Source organism: Bradyrhizobium agreste (genome assembly GCF_016031625.1).
In the GTDB taxonomy this organism is placed as follows: domain Bacteria; phylum Pseudomonadota; class Alphaproteobacteria; order Rhizobiales; family Xanthobacteraceae; genus Bradyrhizobium; species Bradyrhizobium agreste.
On record NZ_JACCHP010000001.1, the window covers coordinates 255,475 to 268,629 of the forward strand.

The 13,155-nt window shown below is 60.6% G+C and carries 10 protein-coding genes; 1 reads left to right on the forward strand and 9 read right to left on the reverse strand.

Annotated features, from left to right (window positions below):
• Nucleotides 1-114 precede the first annotated feature (114 nt).
• Entirely contained in the window at nucleotides 115-2,748 is a 2,634-nt protein-coding gene (locus tag HZZ13_RS00975; RefSeq protein WP_210349169.1) for a CehA/McbA family metallohydrolase, read from the reverse strand.
• Between the two features lie 200 nt (nucleotides 2,749-2,948).
• Nucleotides 2,949-4,274 carry an MFS transporter gene (locus tag HZZ13_RS00980; protein ID WP_197957816.1) on the reverse strand — a complete coding sequence of 442 codons (1,326 nt, stop codon included), beginning with the start codon at nucleotides 4,272-4,274 and terminating at the stop codon, nucleotides 2,949-2,951.
• A gap of 710 nt (nucleotides 4,275-4,984) precedes the next feature.
• Between HZZ13_RS00980 and HZZ13_RS00985 the strand changes: the two genes are divergently transcribed.
• On the forward strand, nucleotides 4,985-5,767 hold the full coding sequence (locus HZZ13_RS00985) for an enoyl-CoA hydratase-related protein (protein ID WP_210349170.1): 783 nt from the start codon (nucleotides 4,985-4,987) through the stop codon (nucleotides 5,765-5,767).
• A gap of 58 nt (nucleotides 5,768-5,825) precedes the next feature.
• Here HZZ13_RS00985 and HZZ13_RS00990 read toward each other — a convergent pair whose 3' ends face one another.
• From HZZ13_RS00990 to HZZ13_RS01020, 7 genes are all read right to left on the reverse strand, one after another.
• Nucleotides 5,826-7,046: a substrate-binding protein gene (locus tag HZZ13_RS00990; RefSeq protein ID WP_197958085.1), complete on the reverse strand. Its 1,221-nt coding sequence runs from the start codon at nucleotides 7,044-7,046 to the stop codon at nucleotides 5,826-5,828.
• A gap of 150 nt (nucleotides 7,047-7,196) precedes the next feature.
• Nucleotides 7,197-8,453, reverse strand: coding sequence for an amidohydrolase family protein (locus HZZ13_RS00995; RefSeq protein ID WP_197957818.1), 1,257 nt, complete (start codon nucleotides 8,451-8,453; stop codon nucleotides 7,197-7,199).
• A 76-nt stretch (nucleotides 8,454-8,529) separates the two neighbouring features.
• A complete protein-coding gene (locus tag HZZ13_RS01000; protein ID WP_197957819.1) occupies nucleotides 8,530-9,225 on the reverse strand; it encodes an ABC transporter ATP-binding protein in 696 nt (231 codons plus the stop codon).
• The gene (locus HZZ13_RS01005; RefSeq protein ID WP_197957820.1) at nucleotides 9,218-9,952 is read right to left on the reverse strand and encodes an ABC transporter ATP-binding protein; all 735 of its coding nucleotides are present in this window, start codon (nucleotides 9,950-9,952) and stop codon (nucleotides 9,218-9,220) included. The genes HZZ13_RS01000 and HZZ13_RS01005 overlap by 8 nt, the downstream gene beginning before the upstream one ends.
• The gene (locus HZZ13_RS01010; RefSeq protein WP_197958086.1) at nucleotides 9,939-10,949 is read right to left on the reverse strand and encodes a branched-chain amino acid ABC transporter permease; all 1,011 of its coding nucleotides are present in this window, start codon (nucleotides 10,947-10,949) and stop codon (nucleotides 9,939-9,941) included. The genes HZZ13_RS01005 and HZZ13_RS01010 overlap by 14 nt, the downstream gene beginning before the upstream one ends.
• Before the next feature lie 65 nt (nucleotides 10,950-11,014).
• Nucleotides 11,015-12,235, reverse strand: a complete 1,221-nt coding sequence (locus HZZ13_RS01015) for a substrate-binding protein (RefSeq protein WP_018645259.1) — start codon at nucleotides 12,233-12,235, stop codon at nucleotides 11,015-11,017.
• Nucleotides 12,232-13,095, reverse strand: coding sequence for a branched-chain amino acid ABC transporter permease (locus HZZ13_RS01020; protein WP_197957821.1), 864 nt, complete (start codon nucleotides 13,093-13,095; stop codon nucleotides 12,232-12,234). The genes HZZ13_RS01015 and HZZ13_RS01020 overlap by 4 nt, the downstream gene beginning before the upstream one ends.
• Nucleotides 13,096-13,155: the final 60 nt, after the last annotated feature.

Below are 13,155 nucleotides of genomic sequence, written 5' to 3' on the forward strand. Positions count from 1 at the left end.
TCCCAGGACTCGGTGTCGCAAGCTGCTCGCCCCATACCATTATTCGCCGTTAAGTAGAGGTGGCTGAGCATGCGATGCGCCACCTGCGCGCCCGTCAATGGCACAAGAGGCTTCTCAATGCTCGCGTTCAACGTGAACGGAGTGAACGGGCGCATGGTGGTGGCTGGCGCCCAGTTCGTGCAATCTATGATGCAGGCGATGATGCGCAAGTTCCAGGGCAGCTCGCAGCCGCGAGTGTCGCGCTTCGTCGGACTTGGGAGCGAGCGTGTCCATATAGGCGATCGATCCCTCGATTTGAGCAAGGACCGAGACTGCATCCGCGGTGGCAAAGATGGGCATTCCGCCTACTTTGACATATACCGCACTGGTGTGCGCCGCAATGTCAGCCTCGCGTCCGGCGACACTGCCCCGAACGCGCAGCGCGATCCAACATGACTCGCCGATGGGCAGGGAGAGCTGTCCCTTGCACGCCAAGCCTTCGCATCGAACCTCCTCGAGGACCGTGCCATTACATATGAGCTCCACCCGGGCCGGCGGAACGCTGACCGATTCGATCCGCCAGTCGATCGTGAGAGTGCCGCCTGAACGGGGAAGGGCCACCGTGCCTCCAGGGCGACGTCCTTCAACGGTCATCTCAACCAGAGGCCCGACAGTGATGAACGTGTCCCCGCTGCGTACAGCATCCATCCAGTTGCGATATGTGAAGTCGCGTTCACCCAGCCGCACATAGGTCCGCGCCCCCCCGAGGAGTGCGGCCGCGTCCATCTTGTCGGAGCCGGCTACCAGCGGCAGATGGTACCCGATGTTGAGGTAGCGATACCAATCGGCGAGACCAAATGCGCTGATCTGCGCGGTCCGCGGGTTGAACGACATCATTTCGATGGCGTCGACAAGGCCGAGCACAATGTCGGCCGCACGTTCCGCCTGCGGGTTCGGCGCGTGCGGCATGACCACCAGCCCCCCTTGCTGACGGCAGCGCTCCGCCCAGTCGGCCATGGTCGCCTCCAGCACATGGCCGATCGCAGCTTCGTTGGACCCGCCGCAAGAGAGCGGATTGATCATTTCACCTTCGTAGCCGAGCAGCGATATGTGCCCCAGAACCTGCATCCGGTTCTCCGTGCCGACCCGAACCAGGAATTCTCCGTCCCCGCCGAAATCCTTTGCCCCGATCGTCGTGCGTCCGTCGAAATCGGCGACGTTGGTGAATAGCTCGCCCCACTGTGCGGCGAGCAAGTTGACGACGTTGACACCCTCCGCCTTGCCCTCAAGCAGCGCTGTCTGCGGGCTCAGGAAATGGACGTGCGTATCAGAGCTAACCCATCCTTGTTCGCGCCAGCGCAGCACACGATCGAGCTCAAAGGTGAGATTGTCCGTCGTTGCAGTGATTTCGACGATGGTGCGCAACGGGCGCACCTCGAAACCCCTGCAGATCTCCACGAACACGGGCCCGAGTGGCAGGTCCGCCTCGCAACTGCCGTCAACGTAGGCGTACTGGTTCAGCCCATTGGCAAATTCGCCCGAGAAGTCCTCGAACCTGCCGGTATTGACCTTGCGGTGATGTCCCTTGGGTGGCAGATACTCTCCGTGCGCACCATGGACATGCAGCCGCGCGGCAACACGCACGCCACTGCCCTTCTCCACGATGCGGATCTTGACCGGCCTTGTGGCCGGTTCGACTGTCGCCACATTGAGCGAGGCGCCTGCGTTACCGCCACCTTCCAACGATCGAAGCTCGAACATGTGCAAGCGGCCATCGTCGGACCGCAGATAGAGCCTTGCGTCCGGATGCGCGGAGTACTCCACGATGACTTCGCTCCCGGAGCGCACGGGCTGCACATCAACTTTGGCGCCCAGCCAATCGGCTCTAGAGTACTCGAGCACTGCGCGGGCGGAGATGACCGTGCCGAGGTCCATGCCGATCTGCTCGCCCCGATCGTCGACATCGAGCTCGCCAAGCTTGTTTAGATGGACCCCGGGCGGCAGCCTCACCTTCAGCTTGCGACGGCCCTGAAGGCGCAGCGGGTGCTGGGTGAGAGCTGTCGTGGTCACCGCAAACACAAGCGAGATTTCCTGTTCCGCGCGCAAGCTCAACGCCGAAAGCTCCTTGTCCGGATAAGGATTCGGGAGGGCGTAAAGCCACACATTCTCACCTTGTCGATCCATGCGTCCCGATTGGGTGCGGGCCTCGCCCTGGAAGAAGCTCGCCCCTGGCGCTCTGCCGAGTACAAAATCCTCGCCGTTGCTTGCATGCACGATAGGGCCGCGCAGCGGCAGTGCGGCGAACGCACTCGCACTCCAGGAGATGTGGTTCTGCTGGATCGCGAAGCGGCGCAGCACCGGCACGTCGGTCTCGCTGCCGTCGGCATAGCGGAGCCCGTATGTCGCCACCCGCTCGCCAAGTGGATTGCCTTCGACAGGCAGCGTAGCCGGGCCGATCTCTCCGAAACCATCGGGGCTTGCACTGGGGCGGTCTGCCGCCACTTGCACGAACAGCACATAGCTCGCCATTGTCGGCGGCAACGCGATGACGGCAGGAGGGGCCCCGGGGCGCAGCTCCAGCACATCCGGCCCCGTTTCGCTGCCGAAGAGAAAGGGCATGCCGCGATGGGTCTGGAGCCCGCGAAGCGAATCGATCCAGCCGGTGTCACCTGGGCGGGCGGCGAACCCTTCACCGGCATTTGCGCGCTTGGCGTTGAAATATCGCTTCAAGTCCACAGGCGTGAAGTGCGGCGATGAAGGTGTTTTCATGCTTCGGACTCCAGTTTCAGAAACTCAGTGCCTCGCAAGCATTCTTTGTTTGTTGTGAATGACTGCTCGCGCAAGGACGCTTGCGCCGCCCCCACGCTCATGCCCAGCATGAAGAGATACGCGCGAGCTCTTATGTTTTGCACCTGACGTGGACGCTTGCGTCCGTCGCGGGCACGGCGAAGCGCAGGGGCATAGCGTGTTCATTCACCGATGTAGAGGCGACCGCGCTTCTTGGCGATCTGGTAGACCAGCACGCTCAGGAGCGCGATCAACGATCCGTAGACCGGAAACATCCAGGCGATGTGCTCGCGTTGCAACCAGACCAGCAGATAGGGTGACGTCCCGCCAAACAGAGAGACGCCGAGCGCATAGCCGAGAGCCACTCCGGTGGTCCGCACGGCGCGCGGCATCAGCGTGGTGGCGATGAAGTTATAGAGGGCCATGTTGAAGCCTACGATCGCGCCGCCGAACACGGTGACAAAGAAGAACGTGACGATGCCCTTTTCCGAATAGAGCAGTGTCAGGAAGAAGCATGGGATGAGCAACAGGCGCAGCAGCGTGAACGCGCGCGAGGGTCGCACCTTGTCCGCGAAAGTGCCGACAAGAGGCGCCGTTGACATCCAGATCAGGACCATCAGCGTCATGATCCCGTACACATACGTGCTATTCTCCTTGAAGACCGTGTTAGCCATGTTGGGCAGACCGGTGTTCCAGGCATAGTTTGCGATCTGCACCGACCCGATCACCAGGATGACGGCGAGCAGCGAAAGGCGGACGCTCCATAGCGTTGTCCACACACCGCCAGTCGTTTCCTGAATGCGCGAAGACTCGTCTTGGCGATGCATGGCTCGATTGATCAAGGTTTCCGGCACCGTCGTGCGCAGATAGATGATCAAAAGGCCCAGCACGCCACCGACTGCAAAGGGTATACGCCAGGCCCACTCGCGCATGGCTTCAGGTGCGACCGAGGCGCTCACCAGGAAGGCAACTAGGCTGGATCCGAGGTTTCCCAACTGGATGAATGTGCCGCCAATCAGACCGAGGTAGTGTCCCTCCTTTCCAGGTGGCGCCAGTTCAATTGCAATGGCGTTGGCGACACCAGCTTCAGCGCCTGTGGCAAGCCCCTGAATCAGCCGCATGATCAGCAGCGCTATGGCCGCCGTGACGCCGAGATCCTTGTAGGTGGGCAACAAGGATATCAAAAGCGAGCAAACCGCCATGGCCGTGACTGAGATCAGCATCACGCGCTTGTGGCTGATGCGATCTGCGACCGGCCCCAGCAAAACAGCGCCCAGCGGTCGAGCGCAAAAGCCCGCCCCGTACACGGCCAGTCCCGCCAGCAGCGAGGTGGTGGGATCATCGGAAGGGAAGAAATGCGGCGAGAGAAACGCTGCCATTACGCCGTAGACATTCCAGTCGTACCACTCCAGCGCCACCCCTCCTCCAAGGCCGGCGGTCATCCGCTTGTTGGCAGTTTGCTTGTCAAGCTGGATGGGGACGGCGCTGGGCTGAGCAATGATGTTCATGGGTCCTCGGGCTCTAATGATGACGTTAATGATGTTGCGGGTCGCGCGAGAACGAGCAGCCGCTCGTCGGCTCAACTGCGCCCGCCGCGACGGGGGTCTACGAGAGCGGCGGCCTTGAGCAGGCCGGACCGCGGAAGCGCAGGCGCAAAAGGTGCCCGGGATGCCGGCGGAAAGCCCGCCTGGCTTCAGGTATTTGTGGGCCTCGCCTCACGAGCGGCCATTGCACGAGCCCAGTGGCGCAGGACGCCTCCACCGCTGCTTCCGACTTGCGCGGCAGCTCGCATAAAGCGCGCGCGAGATTCCGTGCCATTCGCATGGCTAGCCTTCCTCCTGTTGCTCTAAGCGCGCTTCTGAAGAAGCTGATGTTCTTATTGGACAGCGCGGCGTCACAAGACCCCTCGCATCGTCAGTGAGATCTTTCAGATGCGACCCACTCTCGCCGGTCGCATGCTTCCGGTTTCCCGCAGTATCGCGTAGTTCTAACGTGCGATTTCTGAAATCGATTTCAACGTCAATACGCATTCGGAACCACGGAGTCAAGCGGATTTCAGCAGTTAGGGCTGCCTCGCCGCTCACCGTCAGCGCCGCCTTGAGCGCGGGTCCGTCGGGGCTGCGAGCCGAACAGCCAAAAACAGGCTCCAAGAAGGCTTGTTGCTACGAAATCGATTTCATTTTAAGTGGTTCTCATATTCCTTCAGGAGAACCGCTCTATGACCAAGTCGTCCGATCTCATCCTTGCGACGTCTGTCGCGCCCCACGTGCGCCTATTGACGCTGAATAGGACATCAAAACGAAACGCCTTGAGCAACGAGCTGATCGTGGAGCTTGGCGCCACTTTACGCCGTGCCGCACTCGATGAGGATGTCCGCTGTGTCGTGCTTTGTGGCAGCGATGCGTTCTTCTCTGCCGGAGCGGACATCAAGGAGATGCGGGAGCGCGGCTTTGAGGCAATCGACAATTCCACCCGACGTTCTGCCTGGCGGGATGTCGCCAATTTCCCCAAGCCTCTCATTGCCGCGGTCGAGGGCATTTGCTTCGGCGGCGGCCACGAATTGGCGCTGCTCGCGGATATCGTGATAGCAGGTGAAGGGGCGGTATTTGGGCAGCCTGAGATCAACATCGGAATATTGCCCGGCGACGGCGCGACGCAGAGGCTAACACGCGTGGCTGGCAAATCACTGGCCATGCTGATGATCCTGAGCGGCCAATCCATCACGGCGCGGAGTGCGATGCAGGCCGGCCTTGTGGCGGAAGTTGTCGAAAGCGGCAGGGCGCAGACGCGAGCGCTCGAAATAGCCGATCTGATCGCACAAAAGCCTCCCCGCTCGGCTGAACTTGCCAAAGCGGCCGTTCTCGCCGCGTTTCAGACCACGCTGGATGCGGGGCTCGAGTTTGAGCGGCAAGCGATCCGCTTTGCGTTCAGCACAGCTGACCAGAAGGAGGGAATGAACGCCTTCTTTGAGAAGAGGCCGCCGAACTATCGCGGGAAGTAGCCCCCGCGATCGGCTCGCACGCGGCGCCGGCGAAGCTCGCCCGCGCAACATGCGGCATTCAACACTCCTTCGGCTCGACCGGGCCGGCGCTACGGGCGACAATCTCGTATTGGCCGGCCTTTGCCACGCCAATGTACATGTTCATCCTGCAGTGGCGCTTGCCCGGCACCATCTCCGCCGGCCCGCCAGGCCCTTGCGCAATCTTGGCGTGGTCAAGCGCGGCAGCGACGGCCTCGCGGTCAATTGTACCGGCTTCCCTCACTGCGGCTTCCCACAGCTTCAGGCCTCGATAAGTGCCGGTCGCAGCACTACCTGCTGAAAACCGGAACTTGCCAGGAAACTGCTTTTCGTAGGCCGACTGAATTTTGGCGCTCACCGGATCTTCCACCGCGAGCGCCTTGTAATAGTCGAGGCTGCTGGCGAGGCCTTCGATCTCGTGAGCCTGGTTCATCTCGAGCGTGTTCTCGTCATAGTACACGCAGCCCAGCTGTCCCCCATTCCTGGAAAAGCCCGCTTCATAAAGCTGTTTGAAGAACGAGCCGACGCCCGGGGGAATGACGCTGTTGAATACCACGTCTACCTTGTTGGACGTGATGCGGCTCACGGTTGATGAAAAATCGATCTGGTCAAGCGGGTAGTACTCCTCGAACACCACCTCCCCGCCGCTGCTCTCGATCACCTTGCGCGCATAGGCATTGATTGTTTGCGGCCAGACGTAGTTCGATCCAGGCAGCGCGAAGCGTCTGCCACCGTTCTTGATCAACCACGGAATGAACCGGTCGCAATTCTGCGCCGGTACCGGCCCGGTGCAAAACAGATAGGGCGTGCACTCCCTGCCCTCGTAGGCCTGCGGATAGATGTAGAGCGTCTTGCCACGAGAGATGATGATGTCCTTGATGGCGTTGCGCATCGAGCTCGCAATGCCGCCGAGCACCAGGTCGACCTTGTCTCGTTGAACCAGCTTGCGGACATTGCCAACAGCAACGGACTCGTTGGACGCGGTGTCCTCGATCAGGAGCTCGATCGGGCGCCCCAAGAGACCACCGTTCTCGTTGATCTCGCTCGCGACCATGCGAGCGACATTGGCGTCGGTATTTCCGGCAAAGCCGAGTGCCCCCGTAAGGTCGGTCGCAATGCCAATCCTGATCGGGCCTTCGGCAGCGTTGGCCCAGTCAGGACGGATCACCCAGCTGCCCGGGCCGGCCGCAATGGCCGCAGACGCAAAGGCGAAATGGCCGAGAAAGCGGCGGCGGCTGAGTTGTCGGTGATCATTCAGCATCGAACTGACCTCCCTTGGCTCATGGCCGAGCTCCACGCGCCCTGCTCTTTCCCGCGGGGCGCTGTAACCGGAAAACTATCCGTTATTTTTCCGTTTCGAGCGGGCTCTTCGGCTCAACTTTGGGTAAAATCGCGTAACGAAGTGCAGCAATCAGGACAGTCTGAAAAACTCCCTCGCGTTCTCGCCAAGGATTCTGACCGCCAAGCGCTCTGCGTCTCGAGACCGAAAGTAACCGCTCGCGACTTTTTCGTTCAGAACCTCGCCAATGAGCCGGCGTGCGCCCTGTATCGCGGCAAACGTCTCCTCGACGTGAAGACAATCTCCTCCGATCATCATTCGCGATTCATCGGGCAAAACTTCAATAGCCTCGTGCAGAGCGAGCTTGAAATGTGACGGGCTCAACAGAAAGGACCAGCACAAATCCAGCCAAACATTTCGATACACAAAGGCCATGCCCAACAAGTCCCGGCTCCAGGGATAGGCCATATGCATCAGCAGAAAGCGCGTCCGAGGATGACGCTCAATCAACCCGGTCATACGTAGCGGGTGGGAGCCGCTTATGATGGCCGTTCCGAGGTGAGTTTGGACTGGCAGGTCGGCCTCGCCTGCGAGTTGACAAAACAAGTCGACGACGAAGTCGCAGAACGCCTTGCGCGCCGCAGGGGATGGAGACCTTTGTCCCCAGGCCTGCCGAGCCAGCTCCTCGTTCGGTTCGTCAAAGCTTAGATCCCGGTCATAGGCGAGCGCGTTTTTGAGCGCAACGTGATTGCGCCGGGCGCAGCCGGCTACGAGCTCGCGGATCGCGGCGCAATAATCGTCAAAGGTTTTCACCTCTATGCCGAGGCGCCGCAGCAACGTATGGCCGCAATTTCCATTATGGTCGCGGGATTCGGGGTGCCAGCCGAGCGCGAATGCGTTGATCCGCAGGACCGCATCGTAGCTTTGCCCAAGGACCGGGCGCGGATCCATTAACGGATCGAGAAAAGGGTCCGTTACGATCCTCCCGATGGCGGCGCGCCTAATCACTTCACTTGGCCATGTCGCCTGCTTGTGGCGCAAGCGCACTGAGGCGTCTACCGCCTCCCAGTTGTCGCGCGTGATGCCGGTCTCGGCGAAGCCGTAAAGCTCGGCGACACCGCCGGTGAGGTTACGAACGAATGCATTTGAGCCGCTGCTCTCTAGGAATGGAGCAAGGGCCTCCCAGGTGGTTGGCTCGGTAGGGGTAGATAACATATCGCCCGTCGCCCTGGGTTCGGATGGCAGGACCCGGCTTGTCCAAGCCGCATAGCTCTGCTGGAAGAGCTTCAACAGATTTACGTCCCTGCTATGTGCGACCTCGGGCATGTGATGTTCATGGACATCGATGACTTGGCACGCATTCACAAAATCACTCATGGTTTTGGACATCGTCCCTCTCTGTTCAGTCATCTCAAGGAACTTCAACGCGCCATCTTTCGGGCGTGAGATGGCAGCCGGGACGCCTCTAGGGCGCTAGATACGTCAACAGCCGCGGGTCGTCGCGCAGCTGTTGCGACGGGCCCGACAGCGCGACACGGCCGCGATCGAGCACATAGGCGTGCTCCGCGACACGCATTGCGAGATCGAGATGTTGCTCGACGATGATGATGGCGATCTCTCTGGCTAATTCGATCAAGCGCTCGGTGATCTCCTCGATGACGCCGATCCAGACACCCTCGGTCGGCTCATCCAGCAGGAGGAGTTTAGGGTTTCCGAGCATCGCGCGGGCGATTGCGAGCATCTTGCGCTCGCCACCGGACAGCGTTCCGGCCGGCTGATCCAGGCGCTGGCCGAGTTTTGGAAACATCCTCATGACCCTGTCCACTGCCGATCCATCGCGGTGCAAAAGCGATCCGACGGCGAGATTGTCGCGCACGGACAGGCGCGCGAACACTGAATGCTCTTGCGGCACATATCCAATGCCGGCCCGCACCCGCTCTTCGGTGCGGCGGCGATCGATGTCTTGGCCGTTGAATTGCACGCCGCCCTTCCATGCCGGCAGTTCGCCCACGATCGCCTTCATGAGCGTGCTCTTTCCGGCTCCGTTGCGGCCGAGGACGGCCACACCGCCGCGCGGCGGGACGGCCATATTGACGCCGAACAGGACCTGGCTGCGTCCATAGCCGGCGTCGAGATGCTTGATATTGAGGAATTCAGGCACGGCGCAAATAGATCTCCTGGACGCTTCTGTTGGCCTGGATCTCGGCAACCGTCCCCGACGCCAGAACCTTGCCCTGATCGAGCACGGTTAGCCGGTCGCAGATGTCGCGGATGAAATCCAGGTCGTGCTCCACGATGACAAGCGAGCAATGCTGCTTGATCGGCTGCAGCAACTCGCCCGTGACGCGACGCTCCTCCAGGCTCATGCCTCCGGTCGGCTCGTCCAAGAGCAGAAGGCGCGGCCGGCATGCGAGCGCCATTGCGATCTCCAACCATTGCTGCTGCCCGTGAGACAGGGTCGCCGCAGCATCAAAGGCGCGATCGGCGAGCCGGAATTGGAGGAGCATCGTCATGACCTCCTCGTGCAGTCGTCCCCGACTACGCGAGAACGCCAGATCCAGCAGTGAGGACTGGGCCTGCAGCGCGAGCAGGATGTTGTCGTAAAGAGTGAGGGTTGGTAGCACGGCGGTGATCTGGAATTTCAGGCTCATGCCCGCTCGCGCACGCTCTGGCGGCGTCAAGGAGGTGACGTCAGTATTGATGAAGGTCACCTTGCCTCGGGTCGGCACGAGCGCACCTGCAAGACACTTCATCAGCGTGCTCTTGCCAGAGCCGTTCGGCCCGATCAGGCCATGAAACTCTCTCTCGCCGACGGTGAGCGCTGCTCCGTCCAGCGCGGTGAGCTTGCCAAAGACCTTGGAGATGCCCACGGCTTCAAGGAGCGGCATTGCGCTTCTCCTTCACGCCCGGGCCGAAATGACCTACACGTTCCCGCTCGCCCAGCACGAGGCTGATCAAGCCGAGGGGGCGGAACATAATGACGAGCAACAGCAAAACGCCGAGAATGATCGGCCAGATATCGCGATAATTGTCGGAGAGCCAGAAGCTGAGGCCCTCAACAATCGCGGTGCCGATGACCGCACCGATCAATGTCCCGGAGCCGCCGAACAAGACGTAGAGCACGACCTGGGTCGACATGACCACGCCCAGCATGTTCGTCCAGACGAAGCCCTCGTGAAACGCATAGAGGCTGCCGGCAGTACCTGCGATCGCGCCGCTGATTGCGAATATGATCGCCTTTAAATGTTGCACTTTGTACCCGAAGAAGGCGATGCGCTGTTCGTTCTCTCGCAATCCCGCCAGTGCCAGACCGAACTGCGACCGCAGCAAAAAGCGCGACAGAAGGTAGATCAGAACCAGAATGGCGAGAACTAGGTAGTAAAATCCTGGTCCCTCGCTCATTTCGTGCGAGCCGATTGTCATCGGTGGGATCGAAGGGATACCGTTCTGGCCGCCAAGGTAATGAGAACCCCGAGCCAGCCGGTCGGCTGCGTAAGCTCCAGTCATAGTACCAAGCGAAACGAAGACCACACTCGAGGGGTGACGGCCAAGCAGCAGGAAGCCTGCCAGCAACAATGCCGCGATAAAGCCTATCAGGCTTCCGGCCGGAAGAACGGCAAAGATCGATCCGACTCCGAAGTCGCGTGAAAGCAGCGCTACAGCGTAGCCGGCCATGCCGAAGAACAGCGACTGGCCCAAGCTCAATATCCCGGCATAGCCCCACACCAGGTCGAACGACAACGCGAAGAGGCACAGGATGAGCACTCGCGTTGCATAGACGGTGATGTAATCCCGCAGGACGAGCGGTGCGATCGAAGCGGCAATCAGCAATGCCAATTCGAGAATTGGAAGCACCTTCGTTCGCGCTGCGAAGGCAGATGCCATGACGGGCGAACGAGCAGCTCCAATCACCTGTGGCGGGGGCCGTATGCCAGTGCCGGTCGATGACATCAGCATTCCTTCGGATCGACCAGGCCGGCACTACGCGCGACAATCTCGTACTGGCCGCCCTTCGCCACTCCAATGTACATGTTCATCCTGCAGTGGCGCTTGCCGGGCGCCATTTCGGCTGGCCCGCCCGGCCCTTCCGCAATCTTTGCGTGGTCGAGGGCGGCGGCTACCGCGTCGCGGTCAATTGTACCGGCCTCCTTCACCGCAGCTTCCCACAGCTTCAATCCTCGATAGGTGCCGGTTGCGGCGCTGCCTGCCGAGAACCGGAATTTGGCAGGGAACTGCTTGTCGTAAGCCGACTGAATCCTGGCGCTCACCGGATCCTCCGCCGCGAGCACCTTGTAGTAGTCGAGGCTGCTCGCGAGCCCTTCAATCTCCTGGGCCTGGTTCATTTCCAGGAAATTTTCGTCGTAATAGACGCACCCCAGCCGCCCGCCGTTTTTGGAGAAGCCGGCTTGATAGAGCTGTTTGAAGAATGGGCTAACGCCGGGGGGGACAATGGCGTTGAACACCACGTCGACTTTGTTGGATATGATGCGGCTAACTGTAGAGGAAAAGTCGATCTGGTCGAGCGGGTAGTATTCTTCAAAGACGACTTCGCCACCGCTGCTCTCGATTACCTTGCGTGCATAGGCATTGATTGTTTGCGGCCAAACATAGTTGGAGCCAGGCAACGCGAAGCGTTTGCCACCGTTTTTGATCAACCAGGGAATGAACTGATCACAATTCTGTGCCGGTACCGGCCCGGTGCAGAACAGATAGGGCGTGCACTCTTTACCTTCGTAACCTTCCGGATAGATATAGAGCGTTTTGCCGCGAGAGATAATGACGTCCTTAATCGCATTGCGCATCGAGCTCGAGATACCGCCGATCACCAAGTCGACCTTGTCTCGCTGGATCAGCTTGCGCACATTTCCCACGGCGACGGATTCGTCGGAGGCAGTATCCTCAATTAGGAGTTCGATCGGGCGTCCCAATAGGCCGCCGGAGTCGTTGATCTCCTTGACCAGCATGCGAGCGACATTGGCGTCGGTGTTGCCGGCAAAGCCGAGTGACCCGGTAAGATCGGTCGCAATGCCAAGCCTGATCGGGCCTTCCGCGGCATTTGCCCAATCCGGGCGAATTATCCAGCTGCCCGGACCCGCCGCGATGGCGGCGGAGGCGAAGGCGAAATTGCCGAGAAAGCGTCGGCGGCTCAGTTGACGGCTGGCGTTGATCATCGGTTGACCCCTCTTCCCGAAACAAGGCCTTGCGGCCGGAGCTTGATGAAAATGATGGCGAGCACGAACACCAGAACGTCGGCGATAACCGGTGACATCAGCCAAGGCAGCCAGGCACTGAACGTGCCGATGACGCTGGCGCCAGCGACTGGGCCGGCGAAGGACCCGACGCCACCGACCATCACGGCAACGAAACCCTGGATAAGAAAGCGGATGCCGAGATCGGCAAATAATGAAAAGACTGGCACGATCAGCGCGCCGGCGAGACCTGCGAGTGCCGCACCAAATGCAAAGGTGATGCTGTAGATCAGGCCCGTGGAGATGCCCGAGGCACGCGCCAGCTGTGGGTTCTCCAACGAGGCGCGGACTCGCAGGCCGAACGAGGTGTAGGCGAGCAGTGCATGGCTCGCGGCCATGACCAGCAAAGTGATGATGACGATGACGCCGCGCCAGGTGGCGAAATGCAGATTTCCGATCGTGATAGAGCCACTGATTGGCTCCGGCACCGAGAGATACAGTCCCCCGGTCAGGCCGCGCACGGCTTCGCGAATGATCAGCCCCAGCGCGTAGGTGCCAAGCATGGCGACGATTGGAGCGGCATAGAATCGGCGCACCACGAGTTTTTCCAGGACGAAACCAAGCGTGCCGACCGCGACGGGCGCGGCAAGCATGCCGAGCGGGACCGGCAAACCGACGCTGTGCACGAGATAAGTGACGTAAGCGCCGAGCAGGACGAACTCGCCTTGGGCGAAGTTGAAGATGCCCATCATGCTGGCAATGATCCCAAGACCGAGCACGACCAGCACAACAATGGCACCAAAGCTCAAAATCTCGAAGGTCGCGATAAGTAGCGTATCCATGCTGCTGCGTCACATTCCTTGGGCTTGCGAGCAAATCATCTTCACGCCGAGCGCTCGAAG

Coding starts and splice junctions, on each gene's coding strand:
- HZZ13_RS00975 (WP_210349169.1), bottom strand. CDS start 2,748: ATGAAAACACCTTCATCGCCGCACTTCACGCCTGTGGACTTGAAGCGA.
- HZZ13_RS00980 (WP_197957816.1), bottom strand. CDS start 4,274: ATGAACATCATTGCTCAGCCCAGCGCCGTCCCCATCCAGCTTGACAAG.
- HZZ13_RS00985 (WP_210349170.1), top strand. CDS start 4,985: ATGACCAAGTCGTCCGATCTCATCCTTGCGACGTCTGTCGCGCCCCAC.
- HZZ13_RS00990 (WP_197958085.1), bottom strand. CDS start 7,046: ATGCTGAATGATCACCGACAACTCAGCCGCCGCCGCTTTCTCGGCCAT.
- HZZ13_RS00995 (WP_197957818.1), bottom strand. CDS start 8,453: ATGTCCAAAACCATGAGTGATTTTGTGAATGCGTGCCAAGTCATCGAT.
- HZZ13_RS01005 (WP_197957820.1), bottom strand. CDS start 9,952: ATGCCGCTCCTTGAAGCCGTGGGCATCTCCAAGGTCTTTGGCAAGCTC.
- HZZ13_RS01010 (WP_197958086.1), bottom strand. CDS start 10,949: ATGGCATCTGCCTTCGCAGCGCGAACGAAGGTGCTTCCAATTCTCGAA.
- HZZ13_RS01015 (WP_018645259.1), bottom strand. CDS start 12,235: ATGATCAACGCCAGCCGTCAACTGAGCCGCCGACGCTTTCTCGGCAAT.
- HZZ13_RS01020 (WP_197957821.1), bottom strand. CDS start 13,095: ATGGATACGCTACTTATCGCGACCTTCGAGATTTTGAGCTTTGGTGCC.